Genomic DNA, 20716 nt, shown 5'->3' on the forward strand with positions numbered 1-20716 from the left:
ATTTAATCTCTAAGGGACGATTTAGGTCATTCGTGTCAGCCAGCGCCAAAACAAAAAAGCCACGCTATAGCGTGGCTTTTTTAACACGGTGAACTGGTTTAGCTCTTGAACTTGCTCATTACTAATGTCGCGTTCGTACCACCAAAACCAAAACTGTTAGACATAACAGTGTTCAATTCAACGTCACGACGTTCAGTCACGATGTCTAGACCTTGTGCTTGTTCGTCTAATTCGTCGATGTTGATTGAAGGCGCAACGAAGTTGTTTTCAAGCATCAACAACGAGTAAATAGCTTCGTGCACACCAGCAGCACCTAACGCGTGACCTGTCATCGCTTTAGTTGCACTGATAGCCGGAGAGTTACCACCAAATACTTCTTGAATTGCACCTAATTCCTTCACGTCACCTACTGGTGTAGATGTACCGTGTGTGTTTAGGTAATCAACTGGAGCATTTAGGCTTTGCATCGCTTGACGCATACAACGTACTGCACCTTCACCTGATGGTGCTACCATGTCGTAGCCATCTGATGTTGCGCCGTAACCTGTGATTTCAGCATAGATTTTAGCGCCACGAGCAAGTGCATGCTCTAATTCTTCAACAACAACGATACCGCCGCCGCCTGAGATTACGAAACCGTCACGGTTTGCATCATATGTACGCGATGCTTTTTCTGGTGTTTCGTTGTACTTAGTAGAAAGCGCGCCCATTGCGTCGAATTCCATCGCTAGTGTCCAGTGCAGTTCTTCACCGCCACCTGCGAAAATTACGTCTTGCTTACCCAGTTGGATTTGCTCAACCGCGTGACCGATACAGTGTGCAGAAGTAGCACATGCAGAGCTGATTGAGTAGTTAACACCTTTGATTTTGAATGGTGTCGCCAAACATGCTGACGTTGTGCTCGCCATAGTACGAGGAACCATGTATGGACCTACGCGCTTAACGCCTTTCTCACGAAGCGTATCTGCCGCTTCCACTTGGTATTTAGAAGAGCCACCACCTGAACCTACGATTAGGCCAGTGCGCTCGTTAGATACTTGCTCATCAGTTAGCTTCGCATCTTCAATCGCTTGTGCCATTGAGATATAAGCGTAGGCAGCCGCATCACCCATGAAACGAAATGCTTTGCGGTCAACGTGCTCTTTTACGTCTAAATCGATGCTGCCTGAAACTTGGCTACGTAAGTTGTAGTCTGCGAATTCTTGGTTGTAAGCAATACCGCTTTTGCCCGTTTTTAAAGACTCTAGTACTTCTTCTTTATTATTACCGATGCTTGATACAACACCGATTCCCGTAATAACGGCTCTTCTCATGAGAATTTACCCTAGCTTAATCTAAATTGCGTGTAGTGTACGCGTAAATGTCCTACGAAGTGGTCATTCCAGCGTACATCTGTACTCTGAATTTTTCAAGCGTCATGCGATGATCTTTTAGTGACAATATACGTACCGCTTCAAAGGGGCTAAAATAGCGCGCAAATTGACGAATACCGAGTCCTAATGATTACCCACGCCACCTTACATTTTAATGAAACTGGCACCCCTGTTGCCGACGATTTTGACGACGTTTATTTTTCCAATGACGATGGTCTTGCTGAATCAGACTATGTATTTTATCAGCATAATCAGATAGATGAGAGATTAAAATCGCATCCTCGCCGTCATTTCGTTATCGCCGAGACAGGCTTTGGGACGGGTTTAAACTTTCTAAATGCATGGCAGCGCTTTGATAATTGTGAAAATAGGCAAGCGCAAGCACTGCATTTTATCTCCTTTGAAAAATTTCCAATTCGCAAAGAAGACTTGGTTATCGCACTGAACAACTGGCCGCAACTAAAAGACTATGCGGACAAACTGATAGCCCAGTACCCAGATGCTTTGGCAGGCTGCCACCGCCTACATTTTGGCGATGTTACTTTGGATTTATGGATAGGCGATGTACACGACTCGCTTGCGGCCATGAATTACGGTAGCCAAGGTTTAGTTGATGCTTGGTTTTTGGATGGCTTTGCACCGAGTAAAAACCCTGACATGTGGCAACAAAGTTTATTTGATGCCATGGCTCATCTGGCCCGTGAAAATGCCACCTTCGCAACCTTTACTGCTGCAGGGTTCGTGCGCCGCGGCCTAAAAGATGCGGGGTTTGAAGTGCAAAAGGTGAAAGGCTACGGCAGAAAACGAGAAATGGTAGTTGGCAAAATTACGACGCCAACAGCCAAAGCCAACTGTTTGGCACCACTGCGACGCATGCCAAGAGCGCTTAAAAAGGTCGCAGTGATCGGCGGTGGTATCGCCAGCGCCACCTTAGTGCACCGTTTAAGTGCGCGAGGTATTGTTGCCAGTTTATTCTGTGCGGATGATTCGCTTGCACAAGGTGCCTCACAGAATAACCAAGGCGCGGTTTACCCTCACTTGCAAGCAGACAACTCCCCTTCCAGTGAGTTTTTTGCTCACAGTTTTGCGTATGCAAGGCGTTTCTACGATTCATTGTTAGCATCTGGCCATCATTTTGATCATCAGTGGTGTGGCGTACTGCTCCAAGGCGTGAAAGAAGAAATCGTAAAACGTCAAACTAATCTGGTTGAAAAAGATAATTGGCCTAATTGGCTTATTCATCAGGTTGATGCCCAACAAGCATCTGAAATTGCCGGTGTGGAAACTCCCTATGGCGGTTTGTTTATCCCAAAAGCTGGTTGGGTCAGCCCCCCACAATTAGTTAAGGCTACGCTCGATGCAGCCTGTGCACAGCTCAACCATACATTACACTTTAACGCCCCTATCACCGCCTTAGAAAAAGTGGGCAATCAATGGCTGCTCCAAAGTGGCGAGCAAGAGCATGGACCTTTTGATGATGTCTTTGTGTGTATGGGTGAGCATAGCGAGCAACTATTGCAAGGCAAGGGGATTGGCTTACAAAGCGTGCGTGGGCAAGTATCGCATTTAGCGCAAAGTGACGCGTCCGCTAAATTAAAAACCGTGCTTTGCCACAAAGGCTATTTCACTCCAAGTGCCTTGGGTGAACATTGCATGGGTGCCACTTTTACTAAAGACAGCCAAGAACGCGATATTCGCGAACAAGACAATCAAACCAACTGGCAACAATTTGCCGGATTTTATGGTGACTGTGAGTGGACAAAAGAGTTGGGGCAAATCAATGGCGCAAAGGCCGCCATTCGGGCAACCCTTGCCGATCACTTGCCGATTTTTGGTCAATACGCTCAAGAGCATGAATACATTCACGCCTTTCCAATGTTGGGCAAAGGTAAATGGCAACAAGCTCAGCAACTTAATCACGATGCGCAGGGCCTTCATTTATTTACTGGGCTTGGTGCTCGTGGGCTATGCACGGCGCCACTGTGTGCCGAGGCTCTTGTAGCTAGCTTGTGTGATGAGCCTTTACCCATTAGTTTACGAGTCGATAATGCACTTCACCCCGCCCGTTTTATCACTCGCAACTTAAAACGCGGACAAATAACATGATTTTTTGTTAAACATGAGTTAACTTTATAATATAGCCAAACTTCTTTAGTAGACATGTTTCGGTGTTTAGACAAAGAGTTAGGAACTAATTACTAAGCGAATTTCATAAATGGAGTGAAACCATGAACAACGCCCTTCGTCGAGCGGCAACTATGATAGCAGGGGGAATGCTATTTGCAGTCAGCCATCAGGCTTTTGCTGACTTGTCAGTCGTGCCCTTGCCAGAAGACTTTCAAACCCGAATGACGGTTGAGAAGAAGTACCCTATGGTATTAGATGGTTTTACTCGATTAAGCGATGCAGAAGTTCAGTCTTTTTACAGCAACAAGCTAGGCGAGCCACTTAAAACAACCAGTGATATTGGCCGCTTCACCCTGTTCTATAATGTTGCCGGTCACCCTGTAAAAATCAGTGTGTATCAACGTGGCGAATGGACTGAAGTCAGCGCCATGGTCAGCGCGTCAGCTGGCGGTGAGATGTAAACCATCTACATTGCGACTTAAACTATATAAAAAGCCAGCTTAGTGCTGGCTTTTTTGTGTCTGACATAAGTTCAGTCAGCGACTAGGGTTTGGCTATTTGAATCACCACCCTGCGGTTTTTACCACGGCCAATCACCGTTTCGTTAGGCGCAACATGGCGTTTTTCGCCGTAACCTGTTGTCACCAACTTCCCTTCGTCTACACCTAATTCTTTGATGTAATTGGCAATCGCTTCGGCACGGCGTATCGACAATTGTTCATTGATCCAACGACCGCCGTAGCTGTCGGTGTAAGTGGAGATAGTAATTTGCTCAATCTCTTTGTCGTGCTTGAGGTATTCCCCGATTTGCTGCAGGCGCTTTTTCGACGCTTTAGTCAGTTCGCTGGAGTTCTTTTTATAATTCATTACCGTGAAGGCAATATCTTCAAAACTGTACGGCAATAAACCATCTCGGCATTGTAAGAATGACCAGTACGCGTCTTTAAAATTGATTGACGACAGCGCAACAGCTATTCGGTCTTGCTTATTGCGCCAGTCTTGATAATAAAACGTGGGGTGATTACCCTTTTCGAGTTCAGATAGCATCAGCCAAGACGTTTTATTACCTAACTCACCATCAAATTGACGCAGTAGCTCCATGGACGCTAATGGCGTGGCTAGTTGACCTGGGCGCCATGAGGGTGGCACTGCCTCAAGGGCGGCAATATCGTAGTTGTCGGGCTGCACGACCATATCGAGGTTGAACAACAAATCTCGATTTTTACTGGCATTGGCGCGAAACACTGCTTCGCCATAGTATGGAACCTCATGATTTAATTGGCACTGTAGCCGAGAGTTTTCGACTAGATCCCAATTAGAGCTTTGCGCATTAGCCTCATAGGTACGCATGGCACCATAAGCACTACTGGTTAAGCAAAGCGCAATTGCTAATGCTGAAAACTTAATCATGAATACACCCTACTCCGTCGGTATTTTGTCACCTGAAATCACACAACAATAAGAAAGCAAAAATTATACCACCGAACACCTTCAGACCCGCCGCAACATCACAATTTTTTACCATTGCCCCTGTCGTGCTCGGACTGTTTTTGACATAATAGCCGACCTTTATTGGTATTTGGCAGTATTTGAATGGCAGACGCTCAACAACCTCTTTTCGCAAAACGTTTTCGTGGCTTCTTTCCTGTGGTTATCGACGTCGAAACAGCGGGCTTTAATAAAGACACCGACGCGTTACTTGAAATTGCGGTAACCACCTTAAAAATGGATGACCAAGGTGTGCTTAGCCTAGATGAAACGCAGCACTTTCACATTGAGCCATTTGAAGGCGCCAACATTGAACAATCTGCGATTGATTTCAATGGCATCGACCCATTTTCGCCGCTGCGTGGTGCCGTCGATGAGTCTGAAGCGATGAAGAGCATTTGTAAGTTTGTGCGCAAGGCGCAAAAAGACGCAGGTTGTCAGCGTTCAGTGATAGTAGCCCACAACGCCGCATTTGATCACGGCTTTCTCAATGCCGCTATCGAGCGCTGTAAAATTAAACGCACCCCGTTTCACCCGTTTGTGAGCTTTGATACCACCTCACTTGCTGGCTTAGCGCTTGGCCAAACTGTATTGGCAAAAGCCTGCCGCGCTGCAGGGATAGAGTTTGATAATTCACAAGCACACAGCGCCCTATACGATACCGAGCGCACAGCCGAGTTATACTGTTACATCGTTAATAAATGGCAAGCCCTCGGTGGTTGGCCTCTGCCTGAAGAACCCGTTGATGAAGAGGCAAACGAGGAACAAAGCGACAGCGAATAAGCGTTTTGATTATCGCGCTTAACTGCTCGGTTACAGCGCGAATCCCCCTTACTTAGCAATACTTTGTGAAACCCTAACTCTGTGCGTGTTTGTCCAACGTGCGGGCAGGTTTAAGAACACATATGGCGCTGCCGATTAAAAACACAACGGCTAAATAAATAACGATATTGTACTGCTCCCCACTCAGTACCAAAGCAGCAACCATAGGCCCTGATGCCAGCCCCATTTTCGATGCAAACCCACCCATGGCGGCAAATTGCCCTGCTATATCCAACTCGGAGCAAATACCAAACATGTACGGAAGTACGAAGGCCCAACCGATACCAATAACAATATTGGCATAGAGATACACGTTACTGTTGTCACTGTAGATTAATACCCATGAGCACACTGCCGTAACAGATATCCCCAGCATTAACGCTCCCAGGCGGCCAAATTTCTTACCTATGATGATAACCAGCGCGGCACCCACTAAGGCGACCCAGCTGGCCATTCCCAAGGATGCACTCATAAAATCCATATCCAAGTTTGCTGCCAAGCCAAGCGCAATCATGTAAGCGAACAGCCCCATATTGGCCCCTTGAAACAAAAAGATAGCCACCAGCGTCAATATCAGCAGCAGATGGTTCTTTGCAGTACCAACAGCAATAGGCTTATTCGCTTTCTCAACTTCGTAATGCGGCAAAAAGATCAACATCACAAGCGCGACGAAGCTAAAAGCGATTAACGCGCAAAATAGTGCGCCGGTGCCGTAGCTAGGCACCAAGCCAGGCAAGTACATAAGCCCTAAGCCACCGAGCCCCCATTGGATCAGCAGCAGGTAGCCAAATGTTTTGTCAGGATCTTGGGTGCGCGAGATAATACTAAAACCGATACCAACAAGCAGGCCTCCCGTTAAGCCATGCAAAGCTCTAATGACAATCATTGGCCATGGGGAGTCAATATGCATAGAAGCAAAGTCTATAGCTAGCAAAGCAATTAATAAGCAATATGCCCAGCGCTGCCAGCGAATCTTCTTAATAATAAATACCGCGACCAAAGAACCAATTGACGCACCGTATAGATTTGCTGAGCTCACAAACCCCGCTTCTTTGTTGGTAAACCCTAACGCTTCAATTAAGCCACTGACCACGGCAGGCATAATGTTGATGTAAAAAATGCCGGCGGTGGTGAGAAATGCCAACATTACCTTAGCCATTACGCTATTAGGCGCCACTTTATACGTGTGGGTCGTGGCTAAATCGCTCTGCTGTGCTGCTGGCGTTACTGAGTCTGACATGGAACCTCTCTTATTATTCTAATGATGAGCTCAGTGGTTAATCGCATGCTATCCCCGCTTTTGTTAGTTGTTGTTTTAGCGGAGATAATAGCAATTCGTAATTTCGCCATTGATCCCGAGACGTTGAGTAAAGGCCTTGTCTCACCTGCGAAGCACTGGCTGTTGTGCTAGCAGCTTGGTTAGCCTCAAAGGCAAGCATGTTTGCTGATACTTCGATATTGCAGTAGTTCGCAAGCTCAGCAACACTGCCCTCGAAGTCATCAACTAAGTCCTCATACTGCACTGTGAGCATCGACGAACCGAGAGCCTGTTGGAATTGCACCATCATGTTGTGATGGGCGATGTAATATTGCGCAAGTTCTTCTAAATGGTAAGAGAATGGGTAGCCCTGAGTGAACAACTGTTTGTAAATGGCATAGCAACTCGCCATAGGATGACGTTGTATATAAATGATTTTGGCGTTCGGTAATGCCTTGTGAATTAGCCCTGTGTACAGCGAGTTCAACGGCAGTTTATCTATGACAAAGCGTGAACTTGGGTTTTCATCACGTAAACACGACAAATACCCCTCACCCAATTCCCGAAAGTTAAGTTTCGCACTCAGTGCTACTAACTCTGATTTTGAGTGCTTCACTTTGGGGCTGGTGGTTCTAATCAATTGCGTCATGACCTTAGCGAAATGATTTAATTCACCTGCGCTGGCGATGTCGGGATGCTGAGTAAGGATCCGCTCCACTAGCGTGCTGCCAGTTCTTGGCAAACCTAAGATGAAAATGGGTGTATCGCTATCACATGATGGTGACGAAGATGCCAAAAACTCCGGAGTATACACCTGCCGCAACTGCTCGAGGGTAGCCACATCTGCAGCAACATCGTAGCGCATGTGCGCGCGTCGAGTATCGGCGCCTTGTTTTAAAAAGTGCGCACTGCGGGAATAATCCTTTAGATCTTCATATTCTTTAGCTAACGCATAACTTAACTGCGTGGAGGCCAAAGGCGATAATGATGCTTCTTTGAGAATCTTGAGCATCTCATCAATATGATTATGCTTGGCTGTTTGCTTATTTAGACTACTACGTAAAAGGTGTGCTTCTGTATCTTTTGGGTTCAGAAAGATGGCCTCATCCAAATGTTTTTCGGCTTCCTTCAACTCCCCTAAATACCGCTCTACCGATGCCAAATTGAAATACAGGCCGCTGCGATGTTGCTCTGCATCTTGGCTATTAAGTGCCCGCAGGTATTGTGATTTTGCTAACACATAGTGCCCAAGTTGATTCGCCAACATGGCCAACTCGCTATGCTTTGCATAACCTGCGTCCACAGGCAATTCGATACTGCTTAACACCTTAGATGCTAACTGCTTATTCCCTGCGAGGATTAAACAACGTACCTTGTGCATTCGCCAACGGGGCTCATTGGGCTCTATCAGCAATGCCTTATCAATGGCCTCTAGTGCACTAATAAATCGCCCCTGATGCATAGCTAAAAAGCTAGAAACAAACCAACTTTGTACTTGCCTAGGAAACCGCTGAGATAAGGTGTGGCAATGAGGCTGCGCTTGAATAAACTGGCGCTGATTTATCATTTTCCATACTTGATTTAATTGTGCTTTGTATTGCTCATCGCTCTCAATATGCATCTTTGCCTCTCACCAACCCGACTCAATCCACACTATCACTGACGTTTACAAACTAATAGCGAAAAGCAGGCTAACTTTAGTGCTATTTGCACTGTTAACCCGCTGTATTTACGTTAGAAGTTGTAACTCACCGACAAGCCGATTGTGCGTGGCAAACTAATGTAGGACTTGGACGAGTTACCTAAAAAGTTCTCACTTGGATCTGTTCCCATATGGCCTTCGGTAATTAACCCTGTCACCCCTTCTTCGTTGGTGAGGTTTTTCACGTACAAGGTCAGATCCCATTGGTCCATATTCAAACGCGTGCTGGCATTGAAAATAGTAAACCCATCAATCTCTGCTTGGCGCGTTGGGTTTTCACCTAGCCAATTCAGAGAATCCGATTGATAGTAGGCATTTGCTCGAGTGATCCAATAAATGCCACCATCCAAGGTGTGGGTGTAGTCGAGAGAGAAACTCAGCGTATGCTCGGGTGTTAACGGTAACGTATCGCCTTTGTCAGCCACTTGCGTTGTGGGTGAGTCAACCCACACCGGTGACGGCGCAAAGAAATCTTCGCTAAGCTCTGCTTTTACGTGGGCATAACCGAGCACATAACGTAAATCATCCGTAATATAACCTTGTAACTCAGCCTCTAACCCCTTTGTTTCTGCAGCTTCGCCATTGGCAACGGTAAAGAAACCCCATGCTGACGCGGTATTAAGCTGTGGGTTTTGCCAATCCATATAGAATGCAGATAATGTGTAACTGTGCGCTCTATCAGCCAAATAGCCTTTTACACCGAACTCATAGTTTGTCACGCTATCAGATTGATAACTTTGCCATTGTGGGCGCTCCGCTAAGTTCCCCTCCAATGGCACCGCATTGGCACCACCACGGCGGTAGCCTTCCGAAATAGTACCGTAGAGCATAGTGTCAGCACTGATGTCATAGGAGATATTACCTTTGAACAAAATGTCATCTTCTTCGCTGGTAAAGCTAGGATCGTCGCCCAAGTAAGGCCAAATAGGCAAAATCAGATCGGTTTCATTGACGTACTCATTGTCAAAATAACGCGCGCCAATCGTTGTCCTGAGCTTATCGGAGAAATGATAGGTCAGCTCGCCGAATATCGCGGTGTCTTTGAAGTCTACATTGCGGCGATAGTAAAAGTCTTGGTCGGTATAGACCATGCCGTAATCACCCATCACATCCCACCAATCAAATGCAGCCGCAGCCCATGCTTGGTAACCTGGCATAATACTATCTTGATAAGTGAACGACTCCTGATCCATGTAGTACAGGCCAAATACCCAATCGATATTGTTTTTGGTTTCATTGGAAACGAGACGAATTTCTTGAACTAAGGCCTCGTCTTCATAGCCACGAATCGCTTTTGCTAAAGGTCGTGGTGAGCCATAGTACAAGTCAGCAAACCAATCCTGCTGGGCATAGAAACCGGTGTTGTCACTGGTCGCTTCACCGTCATGCTCGTACATTGATGTACTTGAGGTCAAAGTAGCAAAACCTAAATCCCATTCTACTTCAAGCGCTGTCAATGACACATCACGCTCTGATGGCTCCAAGATTGCAGCACCATTTTCATACTCGCCGTATTGCTCCTCTTGGCCATTGACCCAGTGAGTTCCTTTCGTTACTTGGCGGCGCCCACCCGTTTCATCTTCTTGAAACTGATGTGAAATAAGAATGTTCAACGTATCGGTTGCTTGAAATAGCAGTGACGCGCGGCCGTAACTGATGTCCACGTAATCAGCATCTTCAACACGCTCAAAAAGTGGAGCGCCGTTAGCGATATCACCATCTTGTGCAAGTGGCGCATAGTTGTTGCTATCTAACTGATAAACATGGGCATAATCTACGATGCCGTCGTTATCCACCTTGCCAAAGTTAGCGCGAAAGGCGACGCTATCACCCAAAGGGATATTAATCATGGCATCGAGGTTGAGGTTGTTACCTTCAGAACCATCTGTTTGGCTGTAGTTAAGGCCAACTTTACCGTAAAGGTCCCCTGTGTCTGGGCGATTCATACGATATTTTACGGTGCCTGCGAGTGAGCCTGAACCATACAATGTGCCTTGTGGGCCACGTAATACCTCAACCATTTGCACATCTTTCAAGATGAAGTTGGCATAAAGAGGTGTATCGTTCACGTAGGAAGCAACAGTAGGTACAGCTGATAAAGGCACGTCACCATTGGCACCATTATCGACGTTTACACCACGAATGATCACGCCATTAACCGTACCCGAGTTACGATAGCCGCGGTCAACAACAGAGATACCAGCCACGTTTCTCATTAATTCGGATGAGTCCACAATGTTGCCATTGGTCAACTCTTCACCCGACACTGCAGAAATATTGTAGGGTACTTCTTGAATGCTTTGAGTGCGGCGGTTCGCTGTTACTTCAATACGTTCCATTTTGCCCGCTTGTTCAGCTTCTTGCTCATCTGCAAATACCTGTGTTGGCATGACACACAGCATTAATGCTGAGCTGATTGCAGTACCTAATAGAGATTTTTTAAACGTAACCTGTTGCATAGCGTTGGCTCCATCAATTTGTTGTTTTTTTCGCCTTTGATTCAGACTAATTCATGCTTATGGGATCAAATAGAACCAGTTTTTATAAATCGATTGGTCCAGTTTGCTTTCTTCCCTACTGCAATTTTTTTGTGTCTGACGCTGGAATTTTTAGTTCACCAAGACTATTTAGTTCATTGTTTTTATTAATTATTTCTGAGTACTTGCCGACAGCTACTTTGTTATCTCTGAAGCTTTTGAGCGGCTGCCCTAACATCAATAGACCACGCTCTCGGTTTCTGCGTACCACTGAAAAGTCCACTTCAATGGGGAGCACTTCAGTGTCACTTCCTGCTTGGTACAACACATCACCTTGTGGGCCCACGGCAATTGATTGACCGTTACCCAAAGAGCCGGCAGCATTAACAGCAAGCACGTAACATTGATTTTGAATAGCTGTAGCTTGGGCAAGTATTAACTCTTGCGGGCGGTCGATGGTGCCAGTCAATGTTGGGTAGATGATCATCTCAGCACCGAGGCAGGTAAGCGCTCTAGCCACTTCGGGAAACCACAAGTCATAACAAATTGCGATGCCTATTCTACCCTGCGGCACATCAAACACCACATAGTTACTGCCGCATTCCACACCTTGCTCATAGGGATAAAATGGGAATATTTTTCTATACCTATCAACCACTTCACCTTTGTTGTTGATAATAGATGTAGTGTTGTATATGTGCTCGCCATCGCGTTCAAACAACGAACCAGGTATAAGCCAGATATCGTGTTCCTTGGCGAGTTGGCAATAGAAATCTTCCGTTTTATTAGGCAGGGGCTCCGCATATTTTTTATCTATGCCGAAACTGGCCAACTCGCTGAGGACTATCATATCTAGCCATGGATAGCGCTTTTTGGTGCTGGCGATATACTTGGCAATGAGTGCTAATGAGTCTTCATTAGCGAGCTCAAGTTGCAGTCCAGCGATGGAAAAGTGGTTCATGTGTGCAATACCTGCGTGAAGTTATTCATAAATGTGTGCGTCCTTGAAACCAATCTATAAACTCATGCGGGTAATGAGTAGTACCAGATACAACAAACCAATGGAGCCAGTTAGCTTAAGTAATCAACAATATTGAGGTAGCGTACAAACGCATAGTTGGTGTCGAACCATTTGATTTGCTGGCCGTCACTGACCACGTAATAGCTCTTCTCTTCGCCATAGCCCCACAATTGCCAACGTCGATAATAACGACCATTGGCTATCCACCACACACCGACATCCGTTTCTTTATCTAATCCGCCAGTGCTACCCCGCATAGTGCCATCAGGCCATAATTCAATAAGACACGGCACGCCATACACCATTTGGCATTCGAGGCGTACACCGCTGAGCACCTGTTCAAGGCGTGCATCATCCAGCAATTGCCCTTTGGCATTGGACAGGGTTTCTTCATCATCAGAAAGAGTGTGAATAAGGTCGGCCAGCTTACTGACACCATCGCGAATACGATCGTTTGCGATACTTGTGACCCCCATGCGAAAACAGTTTTCGGGGTAATCACTGCGGGCGTAATAGCGCTTAACTGGCTCCAACAAAATTCCGATATCGGCTGCTTCTTTGAGCAGGCGCTCACCATCGAGATTTTTCGGGCCAGTGACCCAATAAGCTGTGCCACCTTGTATGGGACCTGTATTTATACAGTTAGGCAAATAGATATTCAGCGCTTCTCGTAAGGTTAACCAGCGCTCAAAGAACACCTTATGTAAGTGCATCATATAGGCATCGAAATAACCCATAGCTAAGAAGTGGGCCACCGCTCGCTGGTTATTCAGAGGCGGTGTACGAGTTGTCACTTTGCGTAACTTTTTGAGCTCATGGATCACGCCGCTATCAGCTACTACAAAGGCAATTTGTACCCCAGAGGCCATCACTTTAGACAAGCATGACACATACAGCACTCGGTTCTGCGTATCGAGAGAGCGCAGTGCTGGGTGCGGTTGGCCAAGAAAGTTACTTTCAAACTCGAAGTCATCTTCAATGATTAATAAATCGTGCTCTTGGGCTTTATTAAGCAACTCCCGACGACGTTCCATGGACATGGTCACACTGGTCGGTGTTTGGTGACTGGGCGTGGTGTATAGCATGTCGCAATCATTCAGTGCATCGCTCACCACCACTCCCTGTGAGTCAACATCTTGATAGACCAGCTGCGCACCTTGGCGCGTGAGCAAGTCACGTATTTCCGGAAAGCCGGGTTCTTCTACCGCCACTTTCACTGAATCATCAACGAATAATTGGGTGATTAAATGCAGTGCCTGTTGGGAACCCACCGTGATGAGGATTTCATCTCTGTCTGCAACTATGCCGCGACGCGGTAGAATCTTACTACGGATTTCATCGAGCAGCATTGGGTCGTCTTCCAACCCCTGTAATTTAGACCACTGGGCGATTTCTTTGGGCGCATTCGCCTTACGGTTTGCGTCGCGCCACTGGGCAACCGGATACAAAGAGGCATCAAATTTGCCATCTAGAAATGGATAAGGATAACTGTGCCAATTCAATGGACTAGAAGTTTCATTGGTACTTTGCAAAGCCCCTTTAAAGCGATGCGCATTATCTTGTGATTGATGTTTGTGGGTATGTAAATGCCGGTTAGCGACCTTGCCTTGAGCAATTAACTCATTGACGTAAATACCACTGCGTTGGCGGCTAACCAAGTAGCCCTCATCGAGCAATGCTTGATACACCAGAACGACAGTATTTCTGGATACGCCTAGTTGATCCGCCAGTTTGCGTGAGGACAACATTTTGGTACCAGGCAAAAAGGTGCCATGGACTATGCCCTCAACCAATTGCTGACGAATTTGATTTTGCAGACTCGAATCACTGGCTGAGTCGATATGAATTAAATGCTTGCTCATTTTTTCAACTTATCTGCTAGTTGCTTCTTTTGCAATAACATTAGAATGCAAATATGAGCCAATAACCTATTGATTTGTAGCCAATTAACAAACAACAAAACTGAGTATTGAAACAAGGCTCCACTTTCAAAAAACTGCCTGCATGCTATACAAGTTCTGGCGTGTACGCGGTGTTTCGGCGCAGAGCCATGGCCATAAACATGCGTCACAAAGTAAACAATTAACCGATAAATTTGGCACCATAAAAACTTATAAACTGGCACTATTATTTTGTAAGCCTGTTGATAGTTTAATTTTTAGGCAAGCAACTTCGCATACAACATTGGACGATGTATCACCCCGCTAATGCCTAAATAGGCTGCGAATAAACACTCTGTGGCTGATTCAAACTATTACTAGGACTTACGAATGAAAACAACAATATTGATACCCATCGTCCTCACACTTGCTTGCTCCGCCAGTATTGGCCATGCACAAGTGGTAGAAGATTTTGAAAACGGCAGCATAAGCGCGTGGACAACCTCTGGCATAGTGGAAATTCATTCCATCACTGCGCTCGGAAGCTACGCAATGCGACTCAAAGGGGATGCCAGCGCCGAGCGCGCGTTTGCCACCAGTGGTGATGTCACTGTATATATGAGTGCAAAAAGCCTTGAAACTGGGGACTCGTGCGATGTGTTTGTATCGCAAGACGGTGTAAACTGGGGCGCCCCTATTCTCACCTTAAACAACGGCCAAGATGATGGTCAATTTTCATCTGCTACAGCAACTACAACAGGCGGACAAACGCACATTCGCTATGTTCAAAATGGCACCTCAGCAGATTATTGTTTTGCCGACAATATCAGCATTGAAAATGCCGGACCCGCAACACCTATTTTGACCCTGAGCGGATCTGGTTCATTTGGTAACGTTACGGTAGGTAGCACGAAAACAAACGCATTTACAATTACCAACACTGGGAATGCTGATTTAACCGTGCAAAATATTACAGGCATCAGCGCGCCCTTTAACCTCTCTGGCGACACATGCAGCGCCACAACGCTCATGGCTAACGAGCAATGTGATTTTAACGTCACCTTCTCGCCTAGTGCAGTCGGGGCAGCAACAGTCATACTGAATATCAACAGCAATGTGGCAACTCAGAGTATCAATGTGCAAGGATCGGGAGTGGATGGTACGCCACCGCCGCCGCCCTCTGGTGATTTACCTGTGTTTAATGGTGATGGCAACGTAAGCCGAACTGCGTTAACGCTGAGCCAGCTCAACGGCTCAACTCTGTCTATGATGGACTTTAGCCACTACAGCCATGGCACCAGTGAATTAAATGCTGATAATTCCCATGCCAAAGAGCCAAGCAATACCTTTAATGGTCGGCTAGTACTGAATCAAGGCAACAGCACTGCACTTAACTTTGTAGAGCGCACATCTGGGCGAGGCATTGCCAGTGACTATAACGACCCTGGTCGATTACCTGCGTTTGACTTTGAGTTCGTGCAAGTGGGCTCACATATTATTCCTAAGCAGCGCGGCTTAATTGTTTCTGGCAACATTGGCGCGCCTGATTACCAAGACTGGAATTACATCCTCGAACCTGGCCGAGTATGGGATGAAAATGCCGACAACGGCTACTCTCGTGTGGCTATTCCATTTGCGCTACAAGAAAATCAAGCAAACTGCACACACAACGGCATGATCACCTTTGCCTTCAAAGACGATGGCTCGGTAACCAACGCTGCCGTGCAAGTGGGCGGTGAAACCTGCTTATATTTTCAATATGACCTCTGGGGTATGGTAGACGCAGACTATATTGCCGGCCCCGTTGCCAACAGCGCTACTATCGTCACAGCATATGAATCAGAAGTGCTCAACCGTTTGCCAGTTAAGCCTATCAGCGCATTGGCGACTGATTACCCAAGCAGCAATGTCAATGTGGCGAATATCGCCTCCGAGCAAGCATCAGCACCTACTACTCACGGCGTACTTTACAATGGTGTGCATTATGCTGCACCTTGCTCTACCCGCTATGGCGACTACCCCTATTGTGAAGTGATGAGTTTGCCCTCTTACTCCACAGCTAAAACGGCGGTTACCAACTTCGCCTATGCGCTATTGCTAGAACAAGATGCGGGTGTGCGTAACTTGATGATTTCTGCCAATGTGCCCGAATGCCAAGACAACATTAACGGCACCGAGTCTATTTGGAGTGACGTAACTATTGAGAATGCGCTGGATATGGCCACAGGTAACTATCGACTCTCTTCATACGAAGGTGATGAAGGCAGCACAGCGGTGCTTAATGAGTTCTTTTTAACCTACAGCCACGATGACAAAATTAAACACGCATGCGAGCGCTATATTCGTAAATCTGCGCCCAACACGCATTTTTCTTATCATTCATCTGACACCTATATCGCGGGCGTAGCGCTGGATAATTACACCTCTGGCGATTTGTTCGATAAATTGGTGAACGAGGTATACAAACCGCTGCACTTAAGCCCTGCAACCTACACCACCGTGCGCACTCAAGGTGCTGTTAACGATCCGTTCTGGAGCCATGGTATGACGTGGCACGCAGACGACATGGCTAAACTCGGCCAGCTTGTGAATGACCGAGGTGTTATTGCTGGTCAACAAGTACTCAACAGCGCCTTTATGGATGAAATGCTGTTACAAACCAGTGACATTGGCCTACAAACCTACGGCCCAGAATCGACGTATATCAATGGCATGTGGACATACGATATGGGCCAACGCACCAATGCCGTTTGCCCAAGCGGCTCTTGGGTGCCTTATATGTCTGGCTATGGCGGCATCGGCATAGTGCTCTTCCCTAACGGCGCTGTGTATTACTACGTAAGCGACAGCAATAGCTTTGCCTTTGGTGGTGCAGAGGCTGAGCTACATAAAATCAGTAATATTTGCCCGTAATAACCCCCCAAAGCCCAGTTAGCTCCGCTCAGAATGAGCCTGCTAACTGGGTTTCTTTGTTCTGAGCACTTGAAATAAGACTACTTCGCACCCATATCGATTAAAGAACAAGCAAACAATTGATTTCAATAGCTTAGCAAAGCGCAGAATATGCGAAATGTATTGATAAGCGAAATCGTAGGGGCTACAATGCCCGCAAATGTTGACTTTGACGCACTAGCCGATAAGTTAGTATTAACTGAATTTTTTGGATTCAGGGGCTGATTAGGATTCGACGGGATTCAAGAAGCCTGAGGTGCATGTCGAGGTGCGGTTGGCCTCGTAAAAAAGCCGCATTTAAAGTAATCGCAAACGACGATAACTACGCTCTAGCGGCATAATAGCCCGCTAGCACTTCTCCGGTGTATGTCTGTGGACCCGGTTTTGAAGTGTCACCCTACACGGACTCGCTACGGAAACCCTGGCCGGGGTTGAAGGGCTAAAACTAAGCGGCCTCGCCTTTGTTTATCGTGTTCGTCCGAGACTCAAAGGTTAACTAATAGACGATACTAAACATGTAGGACCGATGGTCGAGGTTTTCCGGACGGGGGTTCAAATCCCCCCAGCTCCACCAATAACAAACCCTGTGCTGACAAGCACGGGGTTTTTTATTGCGTGGAATTTGGGTGGTGAATGAAACCCCACGGGTTCACAAAATGTCGGGAGCATTTTGTACCGCGCAGGCGCCCGAAGGGGCAAATGCATGGATGCATTTGAGTACAATCAGCACAAACACCACCTTGGATAAAAAAGGCGCCCCACAGCGCCTTTTGAACATCTAAAACTCGACAGTCAAACTCGCTTTAGTTATCCCTTGCCCTGCTCCCTTATAAGCTGCTTGAGCTCTTGGATTTCTCGATGTAAATCTTCAATCGTTGGTGTGTTGTCTTCGGCTTCTTGTTCTTTTCTCGCCTTTGCATGCTCATCTTCCATCACGTTTACCACAATACCAATCACCATGTTTAAGAACGCAAATGCAGTGAAAAAGATAAAGGTTAAATAGAAGATCCATGACATGGGGTAGACTTCCATGGTCTCGTATTGAATATCTGTCCAGTCTTCAAAGGTCATGATGCGGAACAAGGTCAGCATCGAGATAGCGATATCTCCCCAAAGTGTTGGGTTGATATCTTTAAAGATAAAACTGCCAATCGCTGCATAAATGTAGAAGATGATAAACATCAACAAAATCACATAACCCAGCTGCGGCAAGGCTTTGAGTAATGAGTTAATGAGTACACGCAGCTCTGGTACCACAGAGACCATACGCAGAACACGAAACACCCTAACGAGTCGCGCTAACAGCGCCATTTCACTGTCGTTGATTGGAATTAAACTAACTGCGACCACCAGCGTGTCGAAGATATTCCAGCCCTTTTTGAAGAAGCTCTTTTTATCATCATCGGCGATGAAACGAATGGTGATCTCAAATAAGAAGAAAACGGTGATAAATACATCAAGCACTTGAGTAAACGACAAGGCACCATCTGGTAACGGGAACGTTTTCGCTCCAATTTCAAGTGCCGAGATAATAATTACCGTAACCACAGCAAGCTCAAACAACTTATTGTTTTTTAGGTTATTTAATGAGGTTCTAATGTTTTCGTACATGATTTGCTAAATTTTATAAACCAAAGTAGACGCACTGAGCGCGATTCTATCACTGGAACACAAAAAGCGTAGTGTTTATTTAACATCTGGGTATCCTCATCTCCCCAGAATAAGTGGGTCGATAATTCCACTGGATTATGTATGATGTTATCAAAAGCCGAATACATAACTGGCTCTTTAATAAGGACTTTATACTTTGTCAGATAATATAAGCTTCTACTCTGTTAATGCTGAATCCCTTGCTGTGCAGTACGACAAGGTACCTTTTGAGTTAGTTCATAAAGACTGGATAAATGAACTACCCAGCGACGGAGTAGCACTCGATGTTGGAGCAGGCTCTGGTCGTGATGCGCGCTATTTAGCCGCGAGAGGGCTGAGTGTTGTAGCGGTCGAGCCAGCTGAAGGTATTCGAGAATTAGCACAACGTTACGTCACCTCACATTCTATTCACTGGCTCGACGACCGTTTACCTGATTTGGCTAATGTATTTACTTTGCAGATGAAGTTTGATCTGATTTTACTCAGTGCTGTTTGGATGCATATTCCCCCCAGTCAAAGGGAGCGTAGTTTTCGGAAGTTAAGCTCATTGCTCAAGCCTAATGGCAGAATCGTCATTTCCCTGCGCCATGGCAGTTGTGAAGACGAACGAACGATGTATGACGTTTGTGAAGCTGAATTATCCAAATTGGCCCGTCAATTTGGTCTCACGTTTAAATTGCTAAGTGATACAAAACAGCAAGATGAGTTAGGCCGAGACAACGTTTCTTGGCAAACCGTTATATGTACACTGCCCGACGATGGTACGGGCGCGTTCCCCCTCATTCGCAACATAGTCGTTAACGACAGTAAAGCATCAACTTACAAAATAGCGTTATTAAGAAGCCTGTTGCGAATCGCGGAGGGTCACCCCGGCGCCGTAATTGAGCGAAATGATGAGCACGTAGTTCTACCCATGGGATTGGTGGCTCTGTATTGGTTGAAACTGTATAAGCCGTTGATAGATACACATTCAATGCAACAAAGCAGCAACAACTCAAAAGGCCTCGGTTTCATAAAGGAAAATGGCTGGGGTGCGCTCTCAACTTTCACCAGCAGTGACTTCTATGTGGGCGCAAGTTACCAAGAGCCCGTATTGATGGGTTCCTTGTACAAAGCCCTTAAAGACATTGCCTCTACAATTAAGAACATGCCAGCCAAGTACACGACGATTCCGGGTACAAAAAATACGGTTTTTGATGTTGAATTATTCAAAAGCCGCGCGCCCAAAGAGGCGCTAAATTTAGACTTCGATTTTCTTTGTTCACTCGGCAAGTTTTATGTGCCTAAACACATCTGGGACGCCTTATCTCGATTTAGCATATGGATTGAGCCTGCATTAATAAATGAATGGGCCACGCTTATGTCTGGCTACGGCCTAAACAAATCTAAGCACTTTACCAAGCTGGATTATTTGAATGCTTTAACTTGGCATGATCCACAAAGAAGCACCAATAAAGTGAGAGATCGAGTAAACGATTTGCTGCACTCAACCGATTTAGCCTGTTGTTGGTCCGGCAAGTCCTTGAGTCACAAAAATTACGCAGTCGACCATGCCTTTCCATACTCTCGATGGCCAAATAATGACCTTTGGAATCTGCTGCCCACATTGAGTCGCATAAACGCAGTGAAGTCAGACAAGCTTCCAACCACGTCCAAACTCGCTACTAGTCGCGAGTTTATAACTCACTGGTGGCAAGAAGGCTGGGACCAAAACGGCGCGGAGTTTTTTAGCCAAGCAAACCTCGCTTTACCTAACCTATCTCCCACAAACAGAAACTTCGACGATGTGTTCGAAGCGATGAAATTACAAAGGGATAGAATCAAAGATATACAGCAACTTCAAGATTGGTATTAGCCTCAAATTAACTAACCAAAAAAATAGGCTATCGTAAAATACCCATGCATATCTATGAAATGACTCTATGCAGCCAACATAGAAAAAGGGTTATTTCAAAGTAGATGAGCA

General features: G+C 46.1%; 13 protein-coding genes and 1 other RNA gene. 6 read left to right on the forward strand and 8 right to left on the reverse strand.

Annotation, left to right across the window (positions count from 1 at the left end; genetic code table 11):
• Nucleotides 1-98: 98 nt before the first annotated feature.
• Entirely contained in the window at nucleotides 99-1313 is a 1215-nt protein-coding gene (gene fabB / locus V1358_RS02670; protein WP_347392495.1) for a beta-ketoacyl-ACP synthase I, read from the reverse strand.
• 186 nt (nucleotides 1314-1499) lie between these two features.
• On the opposite strand from fabB, the gene mnmC reads away from it, so the two are divergent.
• Together mnmC and V1358_RS02680 are read left to right on the forward strand one after the other, a co-directional pair.
• A complete protein-coding gene (mnmC, locus tag V1358_RS02675) occupies nucleotides 1500-3479 on the forward strand; it encodes a bifunctional tRNA (5-methylaminomethyl-2-thiouridine)(34)-methyltransferase MnmC2/FAD-dependent 5-carboxymethylaminomethyl-2-thiouridine(34) oxidoreductase MnmC1 (protein WP_347392496.1) in 1980 nt (659 codons plus the stop codon).
• 122 nt (nucleotides 3480-3601) lie between these two features.
• Nucleotides 3602-3961, forward strand: coding sequence for a hypothetical protein (locus V1358_RS02680; protein ID WP_347392497.1), 360 nt, complete (start codon nucleotides 3602-3604; stop codon nucleotides 3959-3961).
• An 82-nt stretch (nucleotides 3962-4043) separates the two neighbouring features.
• Here V1358_RS02680 and V1358_RS02685 read toward each other — a convergent pair whose 3' ends face one another.
• Nucleotides 4044-4910, reverse strand: coding sequence for a flagellar protein MotY (locus V1358_RS02685; RefSeq protein WP_347389087.1), 867 nt, complete (start codon nucleotides 4908-4910; stop codon nucleotides 4044-4046).
• Between the two features lie 183 nt (nucleotides 4911-5093).
• Between V1358_RS02685 and rnt the strand changes: the two genes are divergently transcribed.
• Nucleotides 5094-5771 (forward strand): ribonuclease T, encoded by a 678-nt coding sequence (gene rnt, locus V1358_RS02690; protein ID WP_347389086.1) that lies wholly within the window; start codon nucleotides 5094-5096, stop codon nucleotides 5769-5771.
• A 73-nt stretch (nucleotides 5772-5844) separates the two neighbouring features.
• Here rnt and V1358_RS02695 read toward each other — a convergent pair whose 3' ends face one another.
• From V1358_RS02695 to pdxR, 5 genes are all read right to left on the reverse strand, one after another.
• On the reverse strand, nucleotides 5845-7050 hold the full coding sequence (locus V1358_RS02695; RefSeq protein ID WP_347392498.1) for an MFS transporter: 1206 nt from the start codon (nucleotides 7048-7050) through the stop codon (nucleotides 5845-5847).
• 37 nt (nucleotides 7051-7087) lie between these two features.
• A complete protein-coding gene (locus V1358_RS02700; protein ID WP_347392499.1) occupies nucleotides 7088-8689 on the reverse strand; it encodes a tetratricopeptide repeat-containing sulfotransferase family protein in 1602 nt (533 codons plus the stop codon).
• Between the two features lie 113 nt (nucleotides 8690-8802).
• Entirely contained in the window at nucleotides 8803-11229 is a 2427-nt protein-coding gene (locus tag V1358_RS02705) for a TonB-dependent receptor (protein WP_347392500.1), read from the reverse strand.
• A 115-nt stretch (nucleotides 11230-11344) separates the two neighbouring features.
• Nucleotides 11345-12208: a carbon-nitrogen hydrolase family protein gene (locus V1358_RS02710; protein WP_347392501.1), complete on the reverse strand. Its 864-nt coding sequence runs from the start codon at nucleotides 12206-12208 to the stop codon at nucleotides 11345-11347.
• A 110-nt stretch (nucleotides 12209-12318) separates the two neighbouring features.
• Nucleotides 12319-14130 (reverse strand): MocR-like pyridoxine biosynthesis transcription factor PdxR, encoded by a 1812-nt coding sequence (gene pdxR, locus V1358_RS02715; RefSeq protein ID WP_347392502.1) that lies wholly within the window; start codon nucleotides 14128-14130, stop codon nucleotides 12319-12321.
• A gap of 408 nt (nucleotides 14131-14538) precedes the next feature.
• Between pdxR and V1358_RS02720 the strand changes: the two genes are divergently transcribed.
• On the forward strand, nucleotides 14539-17061 hold the full coding sequence (locus V1358_RS02720; RefSeq protein ID WP_347392503.1) for a choice-of-anchor D domain-containing protein: 2523 nt from the start codon (nucleotides 14539-14541) through the stop codon (nucleotides 17059-17061).
• Nucleotides 17062-17317: 256 nt separating this feature from the next.
• Nucleotides 17318-17674: a transfer-messenger RNA gene (gene ssrA / locus V1358_RS02725) on the forward strand.
• Nucleotides 17675-17907: 233 nt separating this feature from the next.
• Here ssrA and V1358_RS02730 read toward each other — a convergent pair.
• Nucleotides 17908-18711 (reverse strand): ion transporter, encoded by an 804-nt coding sequence (locus V1358_RS02730; protein WP_347392504.1) that lies wholly within the window; start codon nucleotides 18709-18711, stop codon nucleotides 17908-17910.
• 196 nt (nucleotides 18712-18907) lie between these two features.
• Here V1358_RS02730 and V1358_RS02735 point away from each other — a divergent pair, with 196 nt between their 5' ends.
• Nucleotides 18908-20605 carry a class I SAM-dependent methyltransferase gene (locus V1358_RS02735; RefSeq protein WP_347392505.1) on the forward strand — a complete coding sequence of 566 codons (1698 nt, stop codon included), beginning with the start codon at nucleotides 18908-18910 and terminating at the stop codon, nucleotides 20603-20605.
• Nucleotides 20606-20716 lie beyond the last annotated feature (111 nt).

Source organism: Pseudoalteromonas pernae (genome assembly GCF_039831865.1).
GTDB lineage: Bacteria > Pseudomonadota > Gammaproteobacteria > Enterobacterales > Alteromonadaceae > Pseudoalteromonas > Pseudoalteromonas pernae.

What these genes read in the sequence shown, in the direction of transcription:
- V1358_RS02705 (WP_347392500.1), bottom strand. Translation starts at nt 11,229, where the DNA reads ATGCAACAGGTTACGTTTAAAAAATCTCTATTAGGTACTGCAATCAGC.
- mnmC (WP_347392496.1), top strand. Translation starts at nt 1,500, where the DNA reads ATGATTACCCACGCCACCTTACATTTTAATGAAACTGGCACCCCTGTT.
- V1358_RS02680 (WP_347392497.1), top strand. Translation starts at nt 3,602, where the DNA reads ATGAACAACGCCCTTCGTCGAGCGGCAACTATGATAGCAGGGGGAATG.
- V1358_RS02695 (WP_347392498.1), bottom strand. Translation starts at nt 7,050, where the DNA reads ATGTCAGACTCAGTAACGCCAGCAGCACAGCAGAGCGATTTAGCCACG.
- pdxR (WP_347392502.1), bottom strand. Translation starts at nt 14,130, where the DNA reads ATGAGCAAGCATTTAATTCATATCGACTCAGCCAGTGATTCGAGTCTG.
- rnt (WP_347389086.1), top strand. Translation starts at nt 5,094, where the DNA reads ATGGCAGACGCTCAACAACCTCTTTTCGCAAAACGTTTTCGTGGCTTC.
- V1358_RS02685 (WP_347389087.1), bottom strand. Translation starts at nt 4,910, where the DNA reads ATGATTAAGTTTTCAGCATTAGCAATTGCGCTTTGCTTAACCAGTAGT.
- fabB (WP_347392495.1), bottom strand. Translation starts at nt 1,313, where the DNA reads ATGAGAAGAGCCGTTATTACGGGAATCGGTGTTGTATCAAGCATCGGT.
- V1358_RS02700 (WP_347392499.1), bottom strand. Translation starts at nt 8,689, where the DNA reads ATGCATATTGAGAGCGATGAGCAATACAAAGCACAATTAAATCAAGTA.
- V1358_RS02710 (WP_347392501.1), bottom strand. Translation starts at nt 12,208, where the DNA reads ATGAACCACTTTTCCATCGCTGGACTGCAACTTGAGCTCGCTAATGAA.
- V1358_RS02720 (WP_347392503.1), top strand. Translation starts at nt 14,539, where the DNA reads ATGAAAACAACAATATTGATACCCATCGTCCTCACACTTGCTTGCTCC.
- V1358_RS02730 (WP_347392504.1), bottom strand. Translation starts at nt 18,711, where the DNA reads ATGTACGAAAACATTAGAACCTCATTAAATAACCTAAAAAACAATAAG.